This window comes from Neptunitalea chrysea (assembly GCF_027924145.1).
GTDB classification, from domain to species: domain Bacteria; phylum Bacteroidota; class Bacteroidia; order Flavobacteriales; family Flavobacteriaceae; genus Neptunitalea; species Neptunitalea chrysea.
This window is the reverse complement of the sequence record NZ_BRVP01000004.1, coordinates 35,307-60,483: the sequence shown is the minus strand read 5'-3', so window position 1 is coordinate 60,483 and position 25,177 is coordinate 35,307. Positions and strand designations below refer to the sequence as shown.

Annotated in this window: 24 protein-coding genes; 10 read left to right on the top strand and 14 right to left on the bottom strand. The window is 33.8% G+C overall.

All coding sequences use genetic code 11. The features are described from left to right. Nucleotides 1–7: 7 nt before the first annotated feature. The 3 genes from cmk to lon all read right to left on the bottom strand — a co-directional run bounded on the left by cmk (nucleotide 8) and on the right by lon (nucleotide 4,324). Entirely contained in the window at nucleotides 8–691 is a 684-nt protein-coding gene (gene cmk / locus NBRC110019_RS03480; RefSeq protein WP_281752417.1) for a (d)CMP kinase, read from the bottom strand. Nucleotides 692–714: 23 nt separating this feature from the next. Beyond that, nucleotides 715–1,734 carry a type IX secretion system protein PorQ gene (porQ, locus tag NBRC110019_RS03475; protein ID WP_281752415.1) on the bottom strand — a complete coding sequence of 340 codons (1,020 nt, stop codon included), beginning with the start codon at nucleotides 1,732–1,734 and terminating at the stop codon, nucleotides 715–717. A 139-nt stretch (nucleotides 1,735–1,873) separates the two neighbouring features. After that, nucleotides 1,874–4,324, bottom strand: coding sequence for an endopeptidase La (gene lon, locus NBRC110019_RS03470; RefSeq protein ID WP_281752413.1), 2,451 nt, complete (start codon nucleotides 4,322–4,324; stop codon nucleotides 1,874–1,876). Between the two features lie 242 nt (nucleotides 4,325–4,566). On the opposite strand from lon, the gene NBRC110019_RS03465 reads away from it, so the two are divergent. From NBRC110019_RS03465 to NBRC110019_RS03450, 4 genes are read left to right on the top strand one after another with little or no spacing between them, the layout of a single operon-like run. Then, nucleotides 4,567–5,124 (top strand): RNA polymerase sigma factor, encoded by a 558-nt coding sequence (locus tag NBRC110019_RS03465; RefSeq protein WP_281752411.1) that lies wholly within the window; start codon nucleotides 4,567–4,569, stop codon nucleotides 5,122–5,124. After that, on the top strand, nucleotides 5,115–5,681 hold the full coding sequence (locus tag NBRC110019_RS03460; protein ID WP_281752410.1) for a hypothetical protein: 567 nt from the start codon (nucleotides 5,115–5,117) through the stop codon (nucleotides 5,679–5,681). The genes NBRC110019_RS03465 and NBRC110019_RS03460 overlap by 10 nt, the downstream gene beginning before the upstream one ends. Beyond that, nucleotides 5,665–6,750, top strand: a complete 1,086-nt coding sequence (locus tag NBRC110019_RS03455) for a hypothetical protein (RefSeq protein ID WP_281752407.1) — start codon at nucleotides 5,665–5,667, stop codon at nucleotides 6,748–6,750. The genes NBRC110019_RS03460 and NBRC110019_RS03455 overlap by 17 nt, the downstream gene beginning before the upstream one ends. Nucleotides 6,751–6,761: 11 nt before the next feature. Continuing rightward, entirely contained in the window at nucleotides 6,762–7,490 is a 729-nt protein-coding gene (locus tag NBRC110019_RS03450; protein ID WP_281752405.1) for a head GIN domain-containing protein, read from the top strand. Between the two features lie 98 nt (nucleotides 7,491–7,588). On the opposite strand, the gene NBRC110019_RS03445 is transcribed toward NBRC110019_RS03450, so the two are convergent. The 8 genes from NBRC110019_RS03445 to glgB form a co-directional block, all read right to left on the bottom strand. After that, nucleotides 7,589–8,677 carry an FIDD domain-containing protein gene (locus NBRC110019_RS03445; protein WP_281752403.1) on the bottom strand — a complete coding sequence of 363 codons (1,089 nt, stop codon included), beginning with the start codon at nucleotides 8,675–8,677 and terminating at the stop codon, nucleotides 7,589–7,591. A gap of 20 nt (nucleotides 8,678–8,697) precedes the next feature. Next, entirely contained in the window at nucleotides 8,698–9,231 is a 534-nt protein-coding gene (locus NBRC110019_RS03440) for a hypothetical protein (RefSeq protein WP_281752401.1), read from the bottom strand. A 301-nt stretch (nucleotides 9,232–9,532) separates the two neighbouring features. Beyond that, the gene (locus tag NBRC110019_RS03435) at nucleotides 9,533–10,864 is read right to left on the bottom strand and encodes an MFS transporter (RefSeq protein ID WP_281752399.1); all 1,332 of its coding nucleotides are present in this window, start codon (nucleotides 10,862–10,864) and stop codon (nucleotides 9,533–9,535) included. Nucleotides 10,865–10,964: 100 nt separating this feature from the next. Next, nucleotides 10,965–11,675, bottom strand: a complete 711-nt coding sequence (locus tag NBRC110019_RS03430; protein WP_281752397.1) for a hypothetical protein — start codon at nucleotides 11,673–11,675, stop codon at nucleotides 10,965–10,967. A gap of 155 nt (nucleotides 11,676–11,830) precedes the next feature. Further along, the gene (locus NBRC110019_RS03425) at nucleotides 11,831–12,694 is read right to left on the bottom strand and encodes a CPBP family intramembrane glutamic endopeptidase (protein WP_281752395.1); all 864 of its coding nucleotides are present in this window, start codon (nucleotides 12,692–12,694) and stop codon (nucleotides 11,831–11,833) included. Nucleotides 12,695–12,808: 114 nt separating this feature from the next. After that, nucleotides 12,809–13,615 carry a M48 family metallopeptidase gene (locus NBRC110019_RS03420; RefSeq protein WP_281752393.1) on the bottom strand — a complete coding sequence of 269 codons (807 nt, stop codon included), beginning with the start codon at nucleotides 13,613–13,615 and terminating at the stop codon, nucleotides 12,809–12,811. Nucleotides 13,616–13,643: 28 nt separating this feature from the next. Further along, a complete protein-coding gene (locus tag NBRC110019_RS03415) occupies nucleotides 13,644–16,046 on the bottom strand; it encodes a glycoside hydrolase family 31 protein (protein ID WP_281752391.1) in 2,403 nt (800 codons plus the stop codon). A gap of 87 nt (nucleotides 16,047–16,133) precedes the next feature. Beyond that, complete coding sequence (gene glgB / locus NBRC110019_RS03410; RefSeq protein WP_281752389.1) at nucleotides 16,134–18,038, bottom strand: 1,4-alpha-glucan branching protein GlgB; 1,905 nt, start codon at nucleotides 18,036–18,038, stop codon at nucleotides 16,134–16,136. Between the two features lie 228 nt (nucleotides 18,039–18,266). Between glgB and NBRC110019_RS03405 the strand changes: the two genes are divergently transcribed. The 3 genes from NBRC110019_RS03405 to NBRC110019_RS03395 are packed head-to-tail and all read left to right on the top strand — an operon-like array spanning nucleotide 18,267 to nucleotide 20,206. Next, nucleotides 18,267–19,130, top strand: coding sequence for an alpha/beta fold hydrolase (locus NBRC110019_RS03405; protein ID WP_281752387.1), 864 nt, complete (start codon nucleotides 18,267–18,269; stop codon nucleotides 19,128–19,130). Between the two features lie 13 nt (nucleotides 19,131–19,143). Beyond that, the gene (gene msrB / locus NBRC110019_RS03400) at nucleotides 19,144–19,638 is read left to right on the top strand and encodes a peptide-methionine (R)-S-oxide reductase MsrB (RefSeq protein ID WP_373876991.1); all 495 of its coding nucleotides are present in this window, start codon (nucleotides 19,144–19,146) and stop codon (nucleotides 19,636–19,638) included. Continuing rightward, complete coding sequence (locus NBRC110019_RS03395) at nucleotides 19,628–20,206, top strand: DUF1572 family protein (protein WP_281752385.1); 579 nt, start codon at nucleotides 19,628–19,630, stop codon at nucleotides 20,204–20,206. Before msrB ends, NBRC110019_RS03395 begins: the two co-directional genes overlap by 11 nt. A gap of 60 nt (nucleotides 20,207–20,266) precedes the next feature. Here NBRC110019_RS03395 and NBRC110019_RS03390 read toward each other — a convergent pair whose 3' ends face one another. Next, complete coding sequence (locus NBRC110019_RS03390) at nucleotides 20,267–21,583, bottom strand: NAD(P)/FAD-dependent oxidoreductase (RefSeq protein WP_281752384.1); 1,317 nt, start codon at nucleotides 21,581–21,583, stop codon at nucleotides 20,267–20,269. 176 nt (nucleotides 21,584–21,759) lie between these two features. Between NBRC110019_RS03390 and NBRC110019_RS03385 the strand changes: the two genes are divergently transcribed. Beyond that, the gene (locus NBRC110019_RS03385) at nucleotides 21,760–22,254 is read left to right on the top strand and encodes an RNA polymerase sigma factor (protein WP_281752382.1); all 495 of its coding nucleotides are present in this window, start codon (nucleotides 21,760–21,762) and stop codon (nucleotides 22,252–22,254) included. 4 nt (nucleotides 22,255–22,258) lie between these two features. Next, a complete protein-coding gene (locus NBRC110019_RS03380) occupies nucleotides 22,259–22,915 on the top strand; it encodes a DUF8845 family protein (protein WP_281752380.1) in 657 nt (218 codons plus the stop codon). A 28-nt stretch (nucleotides 22,916–22,943) separates the two neighbouring features. Here NBRC110019_RS03380 and NBRC110019_RS03375 read toward each other — a convergent pair whose 3' ends face one another. Then, complete coding sequence (locus tag NBRC110019_RS03375) at nucleotides 22,944–23,753, bottom strand: lysophospholipid acyltransferase family protein (protein WP_281752378.1); 810 nt, start codon at nucleotides 23,751–23,753, stop codon at nucleotides 22,944–22,946. Between the two features lie 46 nt (nucleotides 23,754–23,799). Continuing rightward, on the bottom strand, nucleotides 23,800–24,441 hold the full coding sequence (locus tag NBRC110019_RS03370; RefSeq protein ID WP_281752375.1) for an NUDIX hydrolase: 642 nt from the start codon (nucleotides 24,439–24,441) through the stop codon (nucleotides 23,800–23,802). On the opposite strand from NBRC110019_RS03370, the gene NBRC110019_RS03365 reads away from it, so the two are divergent. Continuing rightward, a complete protein-coding gene (locus tag NBRC110019_RS03365) occupies nucleotides 24,440–25,174 on the top strand; it encodes a peptidylprolyl isomerase (RefSeq protein ID WP_281752373.1) in 735 nt (244 codons plus the stop codon). The genes NBRC110019_RS03370 and NBRC110019_RS03365 overlap by 2 nt on opposite strands. Nucleotides 25,175–25,177 lie beyond the last annotated feature (3 nt).

Sequence of the window (25,177 nt, the reverse complement as noted above, 5' to 3'; positions counted from 1 at the left end):
TTTTTAGCTAATTTTTTGAAACAATATCTAAAATAAGGCTAAATTGTTCTTCTCTGCTTAAATCTGAATTATCTATTTCTATAGCATCTTCAGCCTTCTTTAAAGGCGAATCTTCACGTGTAGAATCTATATGATCGCGTTGCTCTATATTCTCTAATACCAATTCAAAACTTACATTATCTCCTTTATCGGTTAACTCCTTAAAACGTCTTTCTGCTCTAACTTTTGCCGACGCCGTTAAAAACAATTTTAACTCAGCCTCAGGAAATACCACTGTACCAATATCGCGACCATCCATTACAATCCCTTTTTCTTTTCCCATAGCTCGCTGCTCCTCTACCAACTTTTGGCGTACTTGCGGTATAGCGGCTACCGTACTTACAAATGAAGATACTTCAAGGGTACGTATTTCATTCTCTACATTAACTCCGTTAAGATACATTTCAGCAAACCCAAGCTGCTCATTAAGCGTAAAAGTTAATCGTATTTGTGGTAAAGAAGCTATTAAGTCTTCGGTATTAGTATACTCTTTAGCTACTAAATTATGTTGCATAGCATAGAGGGTTACAGCCCGGTACATTGCCCCAGTATCTACGTAAATAAAACCGAGTTGATTGGCCAATTTTTTAGCCATAGTACTTTTACCGGTTGAAGAAAAACCATCAATCGCTATTATAATTTTTTTTGTCATAGTTGATTTTTGAAATTGGAAACCTACTCTAAATCAAACTGCAACCCAAGCAAACTACTGTGAGATGCATTTGTGTACCGAGCAAAGGTATAACTAATCTTTGTTTTATTTATTTTAAGAGCAAAGCCACCAGAGAATCCAGAAAAGGTTCTGTACTCCTCTATTTTCATTTCTGCCGCTCTTCTAAAGTTATATCCCAAACGAATATTAAAATTACCATCAGGAAATAATTCTGCCCCAACTACGGTATGCCTAAATACTTCTTTAAAAATATTATCTTTTTCCTCGGTTACCGTACCATCTAAAGACTCCTCTGAGTTTACTGGATTTGAAAAAGAAACATTCCAGTATTGTAAATCTTCAAAGGTTAAATGCCAACGAATAGGTACATGTTCTAATAATTGAGAAAGCCCTACATCTACTTGTAAGGGTAAGGGTTCTTGTTGTCCGGCATAGGTAGTGAATTGCGCACCAATATTACGAACCACAATAGCAGCATTAAAATCTAGCTTATCATCAATATACATCAACCCAAGGTCAAAAGCTCCACCAACAGAGTTATAACTTTCAAAGGTAGAATAAATAAACTTTGTATTAATTCCTACATGAAAATCGGACCACGGAATTTGATATGCCCATCCAAAAGATAAAGAAGTTTCGCTTCCACTAAAATCTCCAGTAACATTTCCGTATTCATCTCTCCCCTCAAAATTACCGTAGTTTACATACGTAATTGCTCCATGAATTGTGTTTACATACCTATCGTATTTATAGGCATAGGCAGCAGAACCATACCCTACATCGCCAAGATAATTTACATAACTTAAAGCCAATTGATGGCTCATATCATTATTTATACTTGCCGGATTAAAAATAGGTTGTAAAACGTCGTTATCGTAATTGGTTATAACCTTTCCTCCTAACGCTGCCTGACGAGGATTAGATACCAGATTTAGAAACTGATAAGTATACTTACCTCCCATCTGGGCATAGATAAATAAACAGTTTAAAAGTAAAAATAAGGTTAGCCAGAATTTTTGCATGTGCGCAAAATAAATAAATCTTGTTTAAACAACGTGCAGTATTAAAGAATATTTTAATCCTCCTACATTTAAATTACTACTCCATTCAACATTCTACATAGAGCTATAAAAAAGCCCTGTATACACAGGGCTATTTCACTTATAATTTCTTGGCCTTTTTCACCTTCTGATTGGTGACCGCAATAGCTACCACTTCGCTCATTTCTTTTACGTAATGAAACGTAAGTCCTTTTAAATAGCTCTCTTTTATCTCTTCAATATCTTTTCTGTTATCTTCACAAAGAATAATTTCTTTTATTCTTGCTCTTTTAGCAGCTAATATTTTTTCTTTAATTCCACCTACGGGTAACACCTTACCGCGTAACGTGATTTCACCTGTCATAGCCAAGCTCTTTTTCACCTTACGTTGCGTAAATAATGACACTAACGAGGTTAACATAGTAATACCAGCACTTGGTCCGTCTTTTGGAGTTGCTCCTTCAGGAACGTGAATATGTACATTATATTTATCAAATATCTCTGCATCAATTCCTAATTCATCAGCATTTGCTTTAATGTATTGTAACGCAATGGTAGCAGATTCTTTCATAACTGTACCAAGGTTACCCGTAATACTCATTGCTCCTTTTCCTTTAGACAGAATAGATTCTATAAATAAGATATCTCCTCCCACACTGGTCCATGCCAATCCGGTTACTACACCCGCTACATCATTATTCTCATACTTATCGCGTTCCAATCTGGCAGGCCCAAGCACCTTCTCAACATCTTCAACCGTAACTTTTATGTTATACTCTTCTTCCATTGCCACAGATTTGGCAGCATATCTTACCATTTTGGCAATTTGCTTCTCTAATCCTCTTACCCCAGATTCTCTTGTATACCCTTCTACAATTTTTTCAAGCTCTCGTTTGCCAATCACAAGGTTATCACTACTTAAACCATGCTCTTTTAATTGTTTTGGTAACAAGTGGCGTTTTGCAATTTCTACCTTCTCCTCTATGGTATATCCGGTTACGTTAATAATCTCCATACGATCTCTTAAAGCTGGCTGAATAGTGTTTAAACTGTTAGCTGTAGCAATAAACATCACCTTAGACAAATCGTATCCTAACTCTAAGAAGTTATCATAAAACTCAGTATTCTGCTCAGGGTCTAATACTTCTAACATAGCAGATGAAGGATCTCCATTATGACCTACAGAAAGCTTATCAATCTCATCTAACACAAATACAGGATTAGAAGTACCTGCCTTTTTAAGCGACTGGATAATTCTACCCGGCATAGCCCCTATATAAGTCTTTCTATGTCCTCTTATTTCTGCCTCATCTCGTAAACCGCCTAAAGAAATACGTACATATTCTCTCCCTAAAGCCTCTGCTACAGATTTCCCTAACGATGTTTTACCAACCCCAGGAGGCCCGTATAAACACAAAATAGGAGACTTCATATCGTTACGAAGCTTTAGTACCGCTAGATACTCAATAATACGTCTCTTTACATCCTCTAAACCATAATGATCTTTATCCAGTACTTTTTGCGCTCTCTTTAAATCAAAATTATCTTTAGAAAACTCTTCCCAAGGTAAGTCTAAAAACAAATCAAGATAATTTCGTTGAATAGAATATTCTGCTACCTGAGGATTCATTCGTTGCATTTTAGCTAGCTCTTTCTCAAAATGCTCTTTTATTTTATCATCCCATTTTTTAGTCTTAGCACGCTCGCGCATTTCTTCAATTTCTGCCTCATATGAAACCCCTCCCAATTCTTCTTGAATAGTCTTCATTTGTTGATGCAAGAAATACTCACGTTGCTGCTGGTCTAAATCGTGTCTTACTTTCGATTGAATATCATTACGTAAAGCCAGTTTTTGCGACTCTACATTCATAAATTTCAAAGTAGCTAAAGCACGCTCTTTAAGGTCATTTATCTCTAACAACTCCTGCTTCTCACTCACATTAAGATTCATGTTAGAAGAAACAAAGTTTATTAAAAACGAATTACTCTCAATATTTTTAATAGCAAAAGAAGCCTCAGTAGGAATATTAGGGCTATCTTTAATTATCTGTAATGATAAATCTCTAACAGATTCAATGATTGCCGAAAACTCTTTATCTCCTATCTCTGGTCTTTGTTCTGGCACTTCAGAAATAGCAGCTTTTAAATAAGGAGTATCTTCTACTATTTCGGTAATAGCAAAACGTTTTTTACCCTGTATAATAACAGTTACGTTACCATCAGGCATTTTTAACACTCTTAATATTCTAGCTACAGTTCCTACTGTATTAATATCTTCTAAAGTCGGTGTTTCAACATTTTCATCCTTTTGAGAGACTACACCAATTACCTTACCGCTATTATTTGCATCATTAATTAATTTAATAGAGGCATCGCGCCCGGCAGATATCGGGATAACTACCCCAGGAAACAATACGGTATTTCGTAAAGGTAAAATTGATAACGATTCAGGCAGCTCTTCTCTCTGTATTTCTTCTTCGTCTTCCGGAGTCATTAAAGGAATTAACTCAGAATCCTCGTCAATACCCTGTAATGACAACATGTCCATATTTGAAAATTTCAATTTCTTCATATTATTTTATCAGTCAATATGTCACATTAAAAGCAATGTTTCAATCACTTTCATTATCAACTTTTCTTTCTAAACAATTATTAATCACAAAAATACACTCTTATCAAGTATATTACTACTACTTTAAGGCAATAGTTATGCCAATTACTTTATAATGTGTATGCTACCTATTTTGAAAATATATTTTTTTGAAAGTGTAACAAAAACTAAGTAACTTCATCTTTACTAGAAAGAATAACTTTTTGAGCCACGATAACCAACATATTAAGGAACTGATTCGCTTATGTAAAAAGGGAAACCAAAGTGCGCAGTTGGAAATTTATAACTCGTATTATAAAGCTATGTACAACACTGCTATACGAATTGTAAAAGACTCCTTTGAAGCGGAAGATATTATGCAAGAGTCTTTTTTAAGTGCTTTTACAAAGCTAGACTCTTTTAAAGGAGAAGTTACTTTTGGTGCTTGGTTAAAACGAATAGTAATAAATAACAGTATTCAACAATACCGTAAAAATGAAAAATCTCAATCTGTAGATATTGACAATATTTTATATAAGGTTGAAGACAATGACGGAATTGAAGCTGATTATGAGTTTACCAATGTGAAGGCTCAAAAAGTATTGGAAATCATGAAAACGCTTAACGACAATTACAGAGTTGCTTTAACCTTATTCTTAATTGAAGGATTTGATTATGAGGAAATATGTGATATCATGCAAATCTCTGCAGCCAACTGTAGAACCATTATATCTAGAGCGAAAGAAAGTTTAAGAAAAAAATTAATAGTCCAATGCGTTTAGACAAAGATAAAATAGATGATTTATTTGGCGATTTACAAGGGTCATTAGATATACATGAACCTTCTGAAAATCATATGGCAAATTTTGAAAGAATGTTGCAAAATCAACAAGGACTAACCACACAATCTAAAAAAAGAACATTTAATAAAACCTGGTGGTATGTTGCCGCTTCTATCGTTATTATGTTTACAGCTACTTTTGGAGTTCTCAACAATAACATACAAAAGTCTGATGATTTAGCAAGTGTAGCACCTAAGCTTTATGAATCACAAACCTATTTTACTGGTATTATCAACCAAGAATTAGAAAAACTTCAGAAGGAAAACAACTCCCCTGAAACCAAACAAATTGTTGACGATGCTGTAAAACAAGTGAACAAATTAGAGAATGATTATAAAAAACTTAAAACAGACCTTATTGAAAAGGGTACCGATAAACGTGTTATTTATGCCATGATAAGTAACTTACAAAGAAGAATAGAACTATTACAACAAGTTCTACAAACTATTGATGATGTTAAAACTATTAAAACCGAAACCCATGAAAACATTATGTAAATCCCTACTTTTAGTAGTATTTTCTATTCAAATAGCATTTGCTAACACTCATAATAACGGAGTTCCTAAAGGTAAATATACGAAAGAAAAGACAGTTAAAAAAGAGTTTACTGTTACTCCATATGCTTTACTAAAAGTTGATAATTCTTATGGTAACTTAAATATAACCAGCTGGAATGAGAATAAAACCATTATTGAAGTAGTTATAAAAACCAGCGGTAACAATGAAAAAAAAGTAATCGAAAAACTAAATGAAATACATGTTAATTTTGATGCCAATAGTGACATGGTAAGTGCTAGTACTATTTTTAGCGACAGTAAATGGGGTTGGGGCTGGAATAGTAAAAATGTAAATATAGAAGTTAATTACACCATAAAAGTTCCGATAAACAACGAAGTAGACCTGAACAATGACTACGGAGCCATTATTATTGACAAACTAAACGGCACCGCCAAAATCTCTTGTGATTATGGTAAATTAGATATCGGAGAATTATGGGGAGATAATAACTACCTAAAGTTTGACTATACCACCAACTCTAGAATTGGCATTATTAAAAACGGTAAAATACAGGCCGACTACTCTGGATTTGTAGTTGAAAAAACTAAACATCTTGAAATTATAGCCGATTACACAAATAGTAAAGTTGAAAAAGCTGATTACGTTTATTATCAATGTGACTATGGCAGCGTTTACTTTGGAGACATTATGAACTTAAAAGGAAACGGCGACTACCTAACTGCTAAAATAGATAGTGTATTTGGTAATATTGATTTAGACTTAGAATTTGGTTCTGTTCGTATTAACAACATTACCCCCAAAGCTGGCAATATCACTATTGAAGGCGATTATACAGGCATCCGTTTAGGCTATGACCCTCAATACTATTTCAACTTTGACATTGACTTAGAATATGCCGGACTAAGTGGTAAGGATAATTTAACCTTCACCCTAAAAGACTCCGACTACACAAGTCATCATTATAAAGGCTATTATACCCACAACAATTCTGGTAAGTATATAAGAATAAAGAGTGAATATGGTGGCGTGACATTAAATAGAAAATAAAATAATCAATTATGAAACAAATTACTAAACTAACAATTGTAGGTATCCTAACACTATTAGTTTTCACAGCATGTAATGCTTCGTGGAATGGAGTAAAAGGCAACGGTTACAAAACTACAGAAACCAGAAATGTATCAAGTTTTGACGGTATTGAAGTGGCCGGATCATATGATGTTCAACTAGTTAAAGGTAAAGAAGGTGAAATTACCATAGATGCCGAAGAAAATCTTATTGAGTACATTATTACCGAGGTAGAGAACAATACTTTACACATTTACACCAAAGACGGATACAGCATCAACTCTCGTAAAGGGATTCACATTAAAGTTAATGTAAACACAATTGCCAGTGCTCGCCTTGCTGGTTCTGGATCGATTACATCTAATGAAACTTACGCTACAAATATGTTTACTACTTCTGTAACAGGTTCGGGTGATATTTATTTCAAGATAAATGCAAAAAAGACAGAAGCTACCGTAACCGGTTCAGGTGACTTAGAATTAGAAGGAACAACTGAGGAATTTAGAGCAGATATAACCGGCTCAGGAGATATTCAAGCCTACAGACTAACTTCTAGCGATGCAAAAGTTACTATTTCTGGTTCAGGCGGAGTTGAACTATACTGTAAACAATCGTTAAAAGCAAATATAACAGGTTCTGGTGACATTAATTACAAAGGAAATCCTGTAACAAGAGAGCTAAACACAGCAGGCTCTGGTAATATTACTAAGGTAAATTAACTCCCTAAAACAAACCCTTATAATAGTAAACACCCCTTAACAATATCGTTAAGGGGTGTTTTTTTGTGAGTTATTTAAAATTGAATTAGCAACAAATTTTATAGACACTCATTACCAAATGTGTCATACACAGCTGTACCCCCAGCTGTATCAGGAACAATTACAAACAAATACAATTCTTCAATTGTAAACGTACTTGTAATATTGTCCATTATTCTCATGTACACAATATCTTCAGATTGTGAACTATTTACATAATCTGTTGTGCTACTTACCATATTATTATTATAATACGCACCATTCTCACTTGTATGGAACGATACTGTAATCGATGCACCTGTAGGTAAATTAGCCTCCATAACATCCGATACATAAAGCTCTAAATCAAATAAAGCAAAATTATCTACAACACTATCACTCCCATCGCAAGAAGTCATATCATAATTGTAAATATCTAAATAATCTGGTGTACCATCACCATCAGAATCGTATGCATCTACTGGATCACCGTCTCCGTCAGGATCTGCATTTTCAAAGTCAGATAATTTTCCATCACCATCATCATCTTCTTCTAAGTAATTTAATATACCATCTCCATCACTATCCAATCCATTTTCATAATCTTCATACATAGTAAGGATACCGTCATTATCATCATCAGTATCTAAATAATCTGGTGTACCATCACTATCAGAATTTTGAAGCGTACCTCCATTTTCTACTAAAGTTGGCACTCCGTCATTATCATCATCATCATCTAAATAATCTAAAACCCCATCTTCATCTGTATCTTGAATAACAAGTGGACCTTCATCTTCAGTTAACACACCATCACCGTCATCATCAGTATCTAAATAGTTAGGAATATCATCACCGTCTAAATCATAGGAGTCATCAGGTACTCCATTTCCATTTTCATCAGGCATTTCATCCACTGTTAAAACACCATCATTATCATCGTCATCATCTAAATAATCAGGGATATTATCACTATCTGTATCTTGACCTAACAGCATGTTTTCAGCCACATCAGACAAACCATCGCCATCTGTATCTGTTAAATCAGCTGTCCCAGTCTCAACATCGTCAATTGTTTGTCCGTAATCAACTATTTCATTATCGCAAGAATAAAATAATGTAGTAGCTGCAAGTGATATATAAAGTAAAGACTTGTAAGTAATTTTCATTAAAATTGGTTTAGGATTGATTAATCATTTACCGTATAGAAGGTTTTAAACACACCACCAGTGATTGTATTTTCTTGCGTTTCAAAAGCAAAATAACCTTCTACATAATGCGATGACTGATTATGTAATATTAAAGTTAACATACCTGTAGTTGCTCTATTAGCTTCTGTTACACCATCTGCACCAGCAACTAAATAGTTAGCTAAATAATACCCTTGAGTATCTGAAAATTCATATGTACCCTCAACTGCATCGGTTGGAAAAACAATAGCCATACTTGAAGCAGAAGCTTCATCTGATGCTAAAATTCTAACAGCCTCGTAAGTTCCTTGTTCGATAATAGTATTATCCTCATCATTAAAATCGTAGTCTACCTCGGTAGTATATGCATCCACTGTTAACGTATCTACGAAAGATGACCCATCTACAGATGCTGCAAATGTTGGAGGAACGTCTTCAGCAAGCGGAGTTAATGTAATATCTTCACTACAAGAAACTAGTGAAATTGTAAAAGCTAAAGCAATAGAACCCTTAATAATTTTCTTTATATGCATATTGGTTTGTTTTGCGAAAACACAAATATAGCGTATTATTTAAAACTTGAAAGTATTTTTAAAGCTAAGTTAAATTTTTATTAAAAAATGAAAAACATACAAAATTGTTTAGTGCTTTTTTAAAATTGCACTTAATATTTTGGTAAAGTTTACAAGTTGCTAATCCTCATAAAAACTTTAACAAAAATCATCTAAATGTCATTTTTTAATTTTAACAAATCTCATTCCCCTCGTTATGTTATACGCCTTTTTATAACGAACATTAGTGGGGTTTTAGTATGTCAACATAAAAATAGCTGTTTTAACTTGCCTGTGTTTCTTTTGGTACCCTAAATAACAAAATGACTCCAATCACAAAAAACACCACTAAAAACAACACTGAATTTCTCATAGAGCCTGTAATCTGATCTATAATTCCATAGAGTGCCATTCCTATAACAATCCCAATCTTTTCGGCTACATCATAGAAACTAAAGAACGAGGTTGTGTCTTTTGTTTCTGGTAAAAACTTAGAGTAAGTAGATCTAGATAAGGACTGAACACCTCCCATAACCAATCCTACAAAAGCAGCGGTAACATAAAAATGAATAGGATCTGTAACAAAAAAAGCCACTACACATATAATTGCCCAAATAACATTTATAACTATTAAAGTTGGGATATTACCAAATTTCTTAGAAGCTCTTGAAGTTAGTACAGCACCTAAAACTGCAATAATCTGAATTAGCAATATACTTACTATTAATCCCATTTGTTTTTCTTTATCTCCACCCCAGCCTATCTCCTGCTCACCAAAATAGGTAGCTACTAACATAACTGTTTGTACCGCCATACTGTAAACAAAGAATCCTCCTAAATAAGATTTTAAACGTTTATTTTCAGACAAACTCTTCCATACATTACGCAACTCCTTATATCCGTTTAATACAACGTCTTTGGTTACCTTAGGTCTTTCATGATTTCCTTTTGGCAAGTAATAGTATGTATACTGACTAAAAGCTATCCACCAAATACCTACGGAAATAAATGAATAACGCATCGCTTTAATGGCTGCAGAGTCACCTGGTACATCCGTAATCCCAAAGGCATCAGGAAACATTATCATAGCAAGATTAAAGATTAATAAAAATATACTCCCTATATATCCTAAAGAATATCCTTTTGCACTAATACCATCTTGTTGATCAGCGAATGCTATATCAGGCAAATAAGAATTATAAAAAACTAAACTTCCCCAAAAACCAACTAACCCTAAAAAGTAGAATAAAACACTTATATATATATTCTCTAAACTAAACCAATACAAACCTATACAGGCAAGCGCCCCCATATAACAGAATACTTTCATAAAAAACTTCTTATTCCCTAAGTAATCGGCGATACCTGAAAGTAACGGTGATATAATAGCCACTATTAAAAAAGCAAAAGCTGTAACAAAACTAATTAAGGCCGAGTTTTTGAAAGAAAATCCAAAAAAATCTAAATGAGTTGTTCCTAATTGAGAAAATAATGCTCCATAAAATATAGGAAATACAGCCGAAGCTATTACTAAGCTATAAACCGAGTTAGCCCAATCATAAAAAGCCCAAGCGTTTAATAATTTCTTATCTCCCTTCTGTAATTTTTGACTCATAACAAGTTAGTTTAAAAAAAAAGCTGCCTTAATAAAGACAGCTAAATATAGTATTAAATTTTATTTAAAAAGTAACCAAATGATTAATACTGAAAAGTTACTAATTTAATGTATATGTTAACAGTGTATAATCTCCTAAAGAGCTTTCTAACTGAATAGGCCCAACATTATTAGCAAAATAATAATACAATTCTTCAGTTACTATAGAGCCTGAAATATCTGCATTCACTACTAAATACACCTTAATAACATCCGTATACATTTCTCCGTTTACAGTCATTTCTAAATCCTTACCAACAACCGTGGCAATAAACTCAAAATTAGTTGTAGTATCTACAGAAATTCCTAAAGCAGATATTTCGGTTGGAGCCGCTACAGTAGTTGTTATACTTTCATTTACTTCCATTGTATCATTAAAAAATACAAATTCTGCAGGATCAATTGTTGCGGTAGTCGAAAAACCAGAATAATCATAATCAATAGTAGTTTCTCCATTATACCCGTAATACGTACTGCCATCCACTCGGTATCCTTGTATCATATCACCACCATCCACAGGGTTTATAAAATCTGTAATATAAAAGGTATTCCCGTTATGGGTTAAGGTAGAATACAAATCAATAACTAAATCATCCCCTCCTGTAAAATCATAGTTCCAAGTATTGTTTAAAGCTAAAGGAAAATAATTACTCGTAGGGTCTTCTACTTGCGGATCTTCAGCTGTTGTATCATCATCATTAGAACAAGATATAGTAGTAACGTTTACTACCAAACACAGTAGAATAACTGTAAATAAGTTTAATTTTTTCATGGATAATTATAGTTGGTTCAGCCCAAAAATAAAATTATTTACAGACAATAACCAATTACATTGAGAATTATTTTACAATTTACTTAAAAATCAAAAATATCTCTAACAATATTAGATAAATGATTTTAAAAAGTTCATTACCCAATCGCATTATTTTATTTCTTCCAAAATGGCTTTATAATATGTCCTTGCTTATAGCAAAGAAACAATAAAACTACCGATAAAATGACTCCAAAGATAGGTGCCTGTATAGATGCCTCCGGACCAAAAGCTCCTCCAGTTAACCACTCCGGACCTTCAATGCTTGCTGTAATAAATGTTTTAGATACTTGAGTACCCGAAACATTCGCACCAAAAATAGTAGATTGTGTAAAATTCCATGCAAAATGAATTGCTATAGGAAACCATAAGTTTCTAGTATACATATACGCTACACCCAATAAAAAACCTGCTTCTATGGCAATACTAATCCCTGCGTTTAAAGAACTGTTAGGGTTCATCATATGCAATAACCCAAATACAAATGCCGATATTACTAGCGCAATGTAACTACCTAACTTTTCTTCTACCACCCGAAACAAAACACCTCTAAATAATATTTCCTCAAAAATTGCTGATGTTATTGCCATGGTTAAGGCTGGTACCACATACCATATTGGGTTTACCGATTCTACTTTATAACCACCTGCAACATAAATAACCCCTATGGTAAGAGACATCATTAATACCCCAACAAAAACACCTAACCCTATATTCTTAAAAAATCTATCTCCAGAGATTTCAGTAACCTTTCGATTTTCATAAAATTGAAACAAATATTTATATACTACAATTACACCTATGGCAGTAGCAACTCCTGAAATAAGAAATTTTAACTCGCCCTGTATACCAACCAATTCCAATAAATAAATAAAAAGGTTTTCTACTAATACATAAGATGCAATACACACAACAGCACCTATAATAATTTTAATTAAAGGAAAGTACACGGTTTTATACAATATGCTTTTTACTTCCATAGTGGAAAAAAATTTAATCATTAAGACTATAAATGTATCACAAAACAACATTTTACGCCATAAAAAAAGCACCCTTTAACAAGAGTACTTTTATATATTTCTTAACTTTTCTATCTATTTAAAAGATGTTACCCCAAATTTCTTGGCTTCAGCTTTAGCTTCAGGAGCCCAAGCGGTTAAATTTCCTATTCGGGTATCATGAGACGGGTGTGTACTTAAAAATTCAGGAGTAGAGCTTGAGCCCATTGCTTTCATACGCTTCCACAATTCAGCAGCTTCCTCAGGATTATATCCTGCAATTGCCATTAAAGTAAGACCTATTTTATCTGCCTCTATCTCGTGCTTTCTGCTAAAAGGCAACATAACACCTACCTGTGTACCTGTTGCATAAGCAGTATTAAACAAGCTTAGTGTTTGTTCGTCTTTAATAACTACGTTTCCAGCAACTCCTCCCAATTGTTGTAACGTAGAAGCACTCATACGTTGCGCACCATGATCGGCTAAGGCGTGGGCTACTTCATGCCCCATTACCACCGCAACCCCTGTTTCATCTTGCGCTATGGGCAAAATACCCGTATAAAAAACTATTTTACCTCCCGGCATACACCAGGCATTCACCGTTTCGTCTTGTACTAAATTATACTCCCATTCGTAATCATCTAAATAATCGGCATGCCCATTGGCAGTTAACCATTTCTCAGCAGCCGCTGCTATCTTTTTGCCTACATTGGTTATCATTTGGGCATCAGAGGTTCCCTTCTCCACTTTGTTATCAGACAAAAAAGTATTGTACTGATCAAAAGATGTTGGGAAAATTTTACTATTCGGATAAAAATTCAATGTACTCGACCCTGTAAACGGATTCGTTTTACACGACAATACTACATACAAACATGTAGCTATTATAGCTATTCTTTTCATAAATTAGAGTTTTTACAAAAATACGACACTATTTTTTACCTATAATACGTAAGTCAGTAAAAATCTTATTAACCTTTAGAGCATTCCCAGACTCAACTATTAAACTTTCTAAGCTTATCTCTTCATTATTGATAAACACCTTCTCTATTTCAAAAGGAAGCCCATGCAATCTAAACACAATATCATCATATGAAGTTTCAAACATCCCCTCATAATGCTGTTTTAACAACAACTCGTCTTTCTTCCCTATAAGTTTAAAATTCATTAAACTATATCTTCCTTTTGTATAATCATATCCATCTTGCCCATCTTCATATACTACACTCTTTTCTTCTCCAAGTTTATAATATACATCCATTACTAATTCTTCAATCTTCTTCTCCCCTACATATTGCTGAACAGGGTATCTTGGTATCATGGCTCCTTCTTTAATAAAAATAGGAATAATATGTAATGGGGCTTCTACCCATAATTCTCTACCTCCTGTAACCACCTCATCTGTCCAGAAATTGTACCATTTACCTCTTGGCATATACATTCTTCTACCTTGCACATTAAATTCTAATATTGGACATACTAAAATCTGACGACCAAATACAAATTCATCTGTACGGTAGTGTGTTTGTGTATCTTCCTGATCAAAATACACTAATGGCTTTAATATAGGCTCTCCTTTATCACTATACTTCCAGAAAGCTGTATATAAGTAAGGTAATAATGTATAGCGTAGTTCAATATACTTACGCGTAATATTCAGTACATCTTCATCAAATGACCAAGGCTCTTGCTCTCCATGATCTCCAGAAGAATGCGTTCTACAGAACGGATGAAACACTCCTAACTGTATCCAACGTGCATATAATTCTCCCGTTGGCTGCTCTGCAAACCCTCCAATATCAGTTCCGGCAAAACTCATTCCACTTATACACATACGCTGTACCTGCACAGTAGCCAACCATAAATGTTCCCAACTTGCTACATTATCACCTGTCCAAAACGATGTAAAACGCTGTGCTCCCGAATACGCTGCCCTTGTTATAATAAACGGACGCTTAGGGTACGCAAATTTCTTTACCCCTTCATAAGTAGCTCTAGCCATTTGCATTCCATAGATATTATGCGCCTTTCTATGGCTACAAGGGTTACCATCATAATCATGACGTACATCTAACGGAAATGTTTTTGTTGGTACTTCCATTACTGCAGGCTCATTCATATCATTCCAAACCCCTTTAACTCCTATATCCTCTATTAACTCTTTATATAAATCTACCCACCAATCACGTACTTGAGGATTCGTAAAATCAGGGAAATAACATCTTCCCGGCCAAACTTTACCTCGCATATAAGGACCATCAGCTCTATGACAGAAATAATCATTTTCTAAAGCTTGTTGATACACATCGTATTCCGGATCTACTTTAATTCCGGGATCTATAATAACCACTGTCTTAAAACCTTCCTCATTTAAATCGGATACCATTTTTTTAGGATCAGGGAAATAGGTTTTATTCCAAGTAAAACATCTAAATCCATCCATATAATCAATATCTAGATAAATGGCATCACAAGGAATTTGTAATTCTCTAAACTTGCTAGTTACATCTCTTACTTTAGCTTCAGGATAATAACTCCATTTACATTGGTGGTATCCTAGCGCCCATAACGGCGGAAGCTCTGGTTTCCCGGTTAATTCTGTATACACAGAAACAACGCTATCCATGGCCGGTCCATAAAGGAAATAATAATTCATTTCTCCACCGTCAGCCCAAAAACTAGACACATTTCTACGTTCCTGACAAAAATCAAAATAGGTTCTAAATGTATTATCAAAGAAAATACCATATGAAACACCTCTTCTTAAACCTACATAAAAAGGAACCGTTTTATAAAGCGGATCTCTATCTACCCCATAAGCATACTCATCTGTATTCCAATTAGAAACACGCTTTCCTTTTAAATTAAAGTGAGTAGCTTTATCACCAAGGCCAAAAAAACTTTCTCCATCAACGGTAACCTTACTCATTTTAACAATGTTACCTCCGTATTCATAATTTTCTTCCCAATGAAAACCTAACTCATCTTCTAAAATAGGATTCCCGTCTAAATCGTAAATACCTACTCTAAGATCTGCCTTATTTAAGATACACTGAACTTTATTTGTAGTTATAATGTATTTGTAGTTATCTTCTTCTACCTCAAGTTTATTATACCCATGTACACATTCCTCATCGATGGCATACGAAAAATCATTTCCAAATACACCTTCGGTGTTAAATCTAAAACGTAACAAACTATCTCTCAATACAGTAACACACAACACAACATTATTTTCAGTTGTAAAGAAAAGATTGTTGATAGTTTGCTCAAAAGACTTTATAGCGGAAGGAAATTGATTCCCTCTATATTCTAACTGAGTATTTGTAATCATAATACAATCGGTTTTTGGATTATAAATCTATAACTAATAAACCAATTTCTTGTTAAATTTTATTTAATAATATTGGTATAATTTTCATTAATATGTGAAAACCATAACACTTAGTGGTGCTAAAACGATTTCACAACTATGTTCTCTGCCATCCCATGCTATTGCATCTGATTCTATGGCTTTTACATTTCGCACTCCTGAACCTCCATATTTTTTATAATCAGAACTAAAAATCTCCCTAATCTTACCTCTTTTAGGAAGTCCTATTCTGTACACATCTCGTTTCATAAGAGTGAAATTACATACAATGATAAGATCATTTTTCTCATCATGTCCTTTTCTTATATACGTAAGTACCGAATTATTACCATCCGATAAATTAATCCACTCAAAACCTTCCGGACTAAATTGCTTTTCGTACAACGCCGGTTTCGATTTATAAAGCTTATTTAAATCGGATATTAACGACTTTACTCCTTTATGAAAATCGTATTTAAGCAAGTGCCAATCTAAACTCTTAGAAAAATTCCATTCGCTACTCTGTGCAAACTCACCGCCCATAAATAACAACTTAGCCCCCGGATGCGTAAACATATAGCTATACATAGCTCTTATATTAGCAAAGCGTTGCCATTCATCTCCTGGCATTCTTCCAAAAATAGATTTCTTACCGTGTACCACCTCATCATGACTTAACGGTAGCATGAAATTTTCGGAAAAAACATACGTCAAACTAAATGTAATATCGTTCTGATGATACTTTCTATAAACACACTCCTTCTTAAAATACAGTAAGGTATCATGCATCCAGCCCATCATCCATTTCATACCAAAACCTAAACCTCCTAAGTATGTGGGTTTAGATACTCCTGAAAATGCAGTTGACTCTTCTGCAATAGTTTGCACTCCTTCAAAAGAACCATAAACAGCTTCATTCATTTCTTTAAGAAAAGAAGCCGCTTCTAAATACTTATTTCCCCCATATTTATTCGGATCCCATTGCCCATGCTCTCTACTATAATCTAAGTATAACATAGACGCTACAGCATCTACACGTAAACCATCTACATGGTAATGTTGTAACCAAAACATGGCATTAGAAATTAGAAAAGAGCGTACCTCATTACGTTCGTAATTAAAAATACAACTCTTCCAATCTGGGTGATATCCTTTTTTATAATCTGGGTGCTCATATAGATTAGTTCCATCAAAATTAGCTAAACCGTGGGCGTCATCAGGGAAGTGCGAAGGCACCCAGTCTAAAATAACACCTATTCCCTCTTTATGAAACTCTTGCACTAGCATCATAAAATCTTGCGGACAACCAAAACGAGATGTTGGGGCAAAATAACCTGTAATCTGATATCCCCATGAAGGGTCAAAAGGATACTCCATAATGGGCATAAACTCTACATGTGTAAAGCCAAGTTCCTTAACATATTGTACAAGATCCTGAGCCATTTCTTTGTAAGTTAATGAACGATTTTCTTCCACTACCTTTTTCCATGAACTTAAGTGTACCTCATATACAGAAAACGGGCGATCTAACCTATTTATATCCTTACGCTTCTGCATCCAATCTACATCATCCCAAGTATGATCTAAATCCCAAATAACAGAAGCCGTGTTAGGTGGTCTTTCACAGAAAAATGCAAACGGGTCTGCTTTCTCTGTAACCACCCCATTATGGTGTGAATAAATTTTATATTTATAACGTACCCCTTTAGTTACATGTGGTATAAAACCTTCCCAAATACCACTAGAATCCCATCGTACATTAAGCTTGCATTCACCGTCTACCCAATAATTAAAATCACCTATTACATTAACCTCTTTAGCAGAAGGTGCCCAAACCGCAAAGTAGGTCCCCTCTACTCCGTTAACAGTCATTAAATGGGCACCTAATTTTTCATATAATTTAAAATGTTTACCAGCTTTAAATAAATGAATGTCAAAGTCTGAGAATAACGAGTAAGTTTGTACCTGATGCATCTATGTTAATTTTTTAAAATTATGTGTAAGGTTTTAAATTTTACATTGTCTAATAAATAGGTGTGTAAAGTTATTTAGGCGCATCTAATTTATGAATACACAATTTTTTCATAAAGAAGTTCTATAAACAAACATGAAGATTTAACTTTACTCTCGATAAATTTAAAATAATTAGATGAGAAAATTAAAAGCTATCTTAATTTATTTTCATAAAGTTTATTCATAAGTATGACACAAGAAAACAAGGCCCAAAAACAAAGTATTCAAATACCTTCTCAATTTATTTATTTAGGGAAAGCATTACAATTTGTTTCTATAAAATTAGCAGCCTTCTATGCAGGTAATCTCTTTATGACGCCTATTAAATATAAGCTTCCTAAAAGAGAACATCACATGGATGCTAACAGCATTCAAACTACCATAGAAATTCCTTCACTAGAAAAAAAGATTACCTTATACACCTACGGTGATTCTAATAAAAAAATATTACTAAGTCATGGTTGGTGTGGTAGAGGTACTCAATTATATAAAATTGCCGATGCCTTATTAAAAGAAGGGTATAGCACTGTTAGCTTTGATGCTCCTGCCCATGGAAAATCTCCTGGAAAACAAACCAATATGAAAGAATTTATAGAGGTAATTCTGGAATTAGAAAAGCAACTAGGCCCTTTTGAAGCCGCTATTGGTCATTCTTTAGGTGGCATGGCGTTACTTAATGCTTACAAACAACCAAAGAGCATAAAAAAAATTATTACCATAGGTAGTGGCAATGTAATAGACGACATTATTAAGGACTTCATCAAGCAAATGCAAATGAAACCTGTAGTAGGGAAATTGATGAAAAAACGTATTGAAACCAAGATTAATGAAACCATGAATGATTTCTCTTCATATATAGCTGCAAAAGAAATCTCAATTCCGGTTTTAGTAATCCATGATGAAAACGATGTTGATGTTCCGGTTACTGCTGCTTACCAAATAGAAGAACACCTTACAAACGGTACACTCTATATTACAAAGGAATTAGGACACCGTAAAATACTTGGAGACAATAAAGTAATTGAAAAAATTGTATCTTATATTAAAAATTAAATTGCTTATGAAAATGAAAAGGTTATTATTTGTATTGCTAACTGCTATTTTAATAAGTTGCAACGGAAAAGCCCAAACGGAAAAAGAAACTAAAAATATGAGTGAAAAAAAATATGCTGTTGAAAAAACAGAAGCCGAATGGAAAGCTAAATTAACTCCTGAAGAATATAGAATTCTAAGAAATAAAGGAACTGAGTATCCGCATACAGGTAAATACAACTTATATTTTGAAGACGGAGCCTATACCTGCAAAGGATGTGGAACCAAATTATTTGACAGCACCAACAAGTTTGAAAGCCATTGTGGTTGGCCAAGTTTTGACAACGCCATTGAAGGTACTGTAGAATACATTCAGGACACCAGTCATGGCATGATTCGTACAGAAATTGTTTGTGCCAAATGTGGCGGACATTTAGGTCATGTATTTGATGATGGACCAACTGAAACAGGAAAACGTTATTGTGTAAATTCTGCAAGTATAAACTTTGTTGACACTGATGGAGAGTAATGAGTTAAACTATTTAGAAAGTGTTAAAAAACAATTTATCTACTATAAAACCTTAGGAGATAAAACAATTACGATACTTACCGAAGAGGAACTTCATTACACTTATAACGAGACCTCCAATAGTGTAGCGGTTATAATAAAACATATTGCTGGTAATATGCTTAGCAGATGGACTAACTTCTTAACTGAAGATGGTGAAAAAAAATGGCGTCACCGTGATGATGAATTTGAGGATACACTTACCTCTAAAGAAGAAATAGTAGCCTACTGGGAAAAGGGTTGGACATGCCTTTTTAAAGCTTTAGATAGTGTACACCAAGACAACTTTACTAATCTGGTTTATATTCGCAATCAAGGACACACCATTACCGAAGCTATTAATCGTCAATTAGCGCATTACCCATACCATATTGGTCAAATGGTTTTTTTGGGGAAAATGATTAAAGATTCAGATTGGGTCTCTTTATCTATTCCTAAAAATCAATCGAGTCAATACAATCAGGAAAAATTTAAACAAGAGAAAAAAAGAACTCATTTTACAGATGATGAGCTTAGAAAACTTTCATAAAAACACTCATGATTTATAGATTAATTCACTAACCATGAGTGTTTCCTATTTTATCATAATTCACGATTCGGCAACCACAGTTGCCTCTTCTTCTTTAGCACTCGTTTCTCTCACATAAGGTCTAAAAATAGAACGTGCTGCCTTATCATAATTGATATAATTGTACATCCAATTAAAAAATACAATTACACGATTTCTAAAACCTACCAACGAAAACAAGTGTACAAACATCCAGATAAACCAAGCAAAGAAGCCTCCAAAGTGTAGCTTTTTAATATCGGCAACAGCCTTATTTCTTCCTATAGTAGCCATAGACCCCTTATCTATATATTTAAAAGGTTCCATTGGTTTATTTTGTAATAACTTCATCAGGTTCTTAGCGAGCAAGTCTCCTTGTTGAATAGCTGGCTGTGCCAGCTGTGGGTGTCCTTTAGGATACTCATCAGACATCATTAAAGCAATATCTCCTATGGCAAAAATATTGGTATACCCCTCTACCTGATTAAATTGATTTACCATATACCTATGTGCTCTGTCATGAATGGCATTTTCTGCAACTCCCGGCACCGGATTCCCTGTAACCCCTGCAGACCATATAAAGGTTTTTGCCTTTAAAAAGATTCCGTCTTTGGTTTCTACATTTGCACCATCATATTGTGTAACCAACATGTTTAAATGAATACTAACCCCTAGCTTCGTTAAAAATTCATATGCCTTTTTAGACGCCGTTGCACTCATTGGAGGCAACAACCTGTCTGCTCCTTCAAGCAAATGAATTTGCATATTGGAAATATCTATATCTGGATAATCCTTTGGGAAGACATTTCTTTTTAACTCAGCCAAAGCACCTGCCAATTCAACGCCTGTAGGGCCACCTCCAACTATTACAAAATTCAAATATGATTGGCGTTCATTTTCATCTTCGGTCACACTCGCTTTTTCAAAATTCTGAAGCATAAAGCTACGAATACTCAATGCCTGAGGTACCGTTTTCATAGGCATCGCATTCGCCTCTATTTTCTTATTCCCAAAATAATTGGTTTTTGTTCCGGTTGCCACCACCAGATAATCGTAAGATAACTTACCCAAACTTGTTTCTACCAAATTTTCTTCAGGATGTATGCCAATTACTTCTGCCAATCTAAAATGAAAGTTCTTATGCTTCTTCATGATTTTCCTTAGCGGATAAGCAATTGAATCGGGTTCTAAACCGCTCGTGGAAACCTGATATAATAAAGGTTGAAAAGTATGGTAATTGTGACGATCAAACATCACTAGTTGTATAGGCAGACCCTTAAGTTTTTTAGCTATTGAGATGCCTGCAAACCCACCTCCCACAATTACAACTCTAGGCATTTTGGTTTTGGGTATATTCATAAAACTAATTATTTAATTTATCTTTATAAATTTACGATGAAAAAAACAGTAACTAATTTATTTTTAGCATTTTTAGGATTTAATTATGACTAAAGAGAAAAAATTTAAATAGTATTAAAATTTTTTCGTAACAATTTAACTCGTTTTTCTACTTATATTAGAAACAATACTCATTAGTGAATAAAGAATTACAACATACTTTTGTAACCCTTTTAGAAGAAAACCAGAATATAGTCCATAAAATTTGCAGGCTATATACTTCTGATCAGGATGCACATAATGACTTGTTTCAGGAAATCACCATTCAGCTATGGAAAGCGTATCCTAAATTTAGAGGAGATGCTAAATTCAGCACCTGGATGTATAGAGTTGCACTTAATACTGCTATTACCTTATACCGTAAATCTAAAAAGAAGGTAAAAACACAGGAGATAGAACCTATTAGCTTTAAAATGAAGGCTGAAGAATATGACGATGCTATTGAACAACAATTAAAGCTAATGTATGAAGCCATTAAAGAATTAAATGATATAGACAAGGCGCTTGTTTTTTTATATCTCGAAGATAGAGACTATAAAGATATATCTGAAACCTTAGGGATATCTGAGGTAAATGCTAGAGTGAAAATGAATAGAATTAAAACTAAGCTAAAGACTGTCTTGAACCCATAAAGTTATGGATGAATTAGAATTTTTAAAGAAAGACTGGCAACGTAAGGAAAAAGAGCTTCCAAAGCTTTCTTACGACCAAATACACCAAATGTTGTGGAAAAAATCGTCTTCACAAGTGAAATGGATTTTTTACATAAGCATTATTGAGTTTGTATTTTGGATTGCAATGGTTTTAATAAGCAACATTCCTAGCTCTTATAACGGGTATGATGTTGAGATTATAGAAGAAATTTATCACCGTGTAATAATACGTGTCATTAATATTATATACTATGCAGGACTCTTGGTATTTATTTACCTATTCTTTTTAAACTATAAAAGAATATGTTCTATTGATAGTGTAAAAACACTATTAAAAAATATTTTACGAACCCGTAAAACTGTAAATTATTATGTATGGTTTAATCTTGTTTATTTTGGGGTTTCAAGCCTCATATTACTCACCATACTTATTAATAGTCATGCCGATACCATTCAGCTACATGAGCAATTTACCAAAAACGGACAAGAGACTGTTTTCTATGTAATCATGTACGGTTTAATCATATTTTTAATTGGTATTTTCCTTTTAATAATTTGGCTATTCTACAAATTAATTTATGGTATTTTACTAAAAAAACTAAAAGATAACTACCAAGAATTAAAGAAAATAGACTTATAAAAAAAGCGATGATTAATCATCGCTTTTTTTATAAGTCTGTTCCGTATCTTCTTAACTCGTTAAGCTCTTCTATTTCTTTAATTTGTTTTGGAGTAAGTACTTTAAGAAATGAAGGATGTTGCTCAATTGCATATTCTATTTTTTCTACAATATCATCTATCGACTCATTCTCATAATCAATTTCTAAAGGTGCCTTAATAACCATAGACTGGAGTATTCCTTTCTTTTTGATATTAAGTCCCTTTTTATCAAACGAACGTCTGAATCCGTCAATAACAATAGGAATAACAATTGGCTTATATCTTTTAATAATATGCGCAGTTCCTTTTCTTATAGGCTTCCAAGGTTTTGTAGTTCCTTGCGGAAAAGTGATTACCCAACCATCATTTAACGCTCTACCAATATTACTAATATCACTCATTTTAACCTGTCTGTTTACGTCTTCCCCATTTGCCCTCCAGGTACGCTCAATACTAATAGAACCTGCATACGCCAAAATTTTAGGTAACAAACCAGATTTCATGGTTTCAATAGCGGCAACGTAATAGATATTCAATTTAGGATTCCACAGATACCCTACATTTTTAATAGAGTCTGTTCTGCCTTTAAGACTTGCATTGAATACATGAAACATAGCAACCACATCTGCAAAGTACGTTTGGTGATTAGAAATAAACAGCACATTGGTTTCTGGTAAATCTTTAATAATCTCAGAACCTTCTATTTGCAATTGGTTAAATCCACGGTATCGCCTGTGTGTAATGACTCCGGCAGACCTAATAAGCCATTTTTTTAGAAAAAGTATATGTCCGAAAGGATTCTTTTTAAATAACCCCATGTATGGTTTTAGTTTTTAAGATAACCACAAAAATACAAATTACAATTTACATGGCTTGTCTAAAAAGCGTTTTAACTTCATTAAGTATCATTCCGGTAGCTCCCCAAACAATATTATCATAGAAATTAAATGCCGGTACATGAATATTTTTGGCGTAAGATGTAGTAATTGGCACCTCTTCAATAAAATGATCATCCATTAAATCAGCAAATGCTACTTCAATTAGCGTAGCTACTTCATACTCCTGAATAGTAAAATCGGGTGTGGTTTTCACATATCCCAAATAAGGCTGTACTAAAAAATTGCTGGGTGGTATAAACACTTTACTTAATTCTTTAACCACCTCTACATTACTTCTATGTATCCCTACCTCTTCCTCCGTTTCGCGTAATGCAGTTTCTGTAAGATTTACATCAACCTTTTCAGATTTACCTCCAGGAAAAGATATTTGGTTAGAATGAACACCATTATATGAATGCCGTAAGGTTAATAAGAGCTGCACATCTTCTTGTATATTAGGATAAAAACAAGCTAACACTGCAGCCTTACGAGCATCATCAAAATTATCATTAAATTTTTTTATATGCCTAATCCGTGCTTCGGAACTCATTTTATAGTGTGCCTCTTTTCCGGGTAAAGGCATATTTTGTATTTTTGAAGCTAATTGTACAAAATCATTAAGTTTCATGTTTTCAAAACGTTTTTCTGCTGTTTTATTATTAGTATTGGTTGTTGCACTAGAGGCTTGTTCAGATAATAATAAAGCTTCTAAATCATCTATACAAAATACTAAAGAAATAGATACTAGTGAACAAAAAACTGATACAATTTCTGCAGAAATTGTAAAAGAGGTAAAAAAAGAAAAAGATACTTTTAGACTCACCACTAAAAACGCAGTAGATTTCTTTTTTAACTATGAAAAAACCATTACCGAAAACAAAGTACGTCTTAAAACCAAATATGGTAATATAGATATTAAGCTTTTTGAGAACACCCCATACCATAGGGCTAACTTCATCTACTTAACCAAGAAAAAATATTTTGACAGTACTTATTTCTACAGGGCAGTACCAAACTTTGTGATACAAGGTGGTAATACAGACAATTACAAAACCAGCAAAAAGCGTAATGAAATTGGTCATTACCTATTGCCTCCAGATAATTTTAAAGGACATAGCCATAGAAGAGGTATTGTATCTATGCCAAGTAGTAATATAGATAACCCTCATAAGTTTGCTTCTCCTTATGAATTTTTTATTGTAGTACAAAATCCTGGGGCATTTCACTTAGATGGAGAGTACACTGCATTTGGAAAAGTTATTGCCGGAATGGATGTTGTAGATACCATTAGCAAACTAAGAACAGATGAAAGAGAGTGGCCTTTTGAAAATGTAATTATGATGGCAGAAATATTGGAATAATTT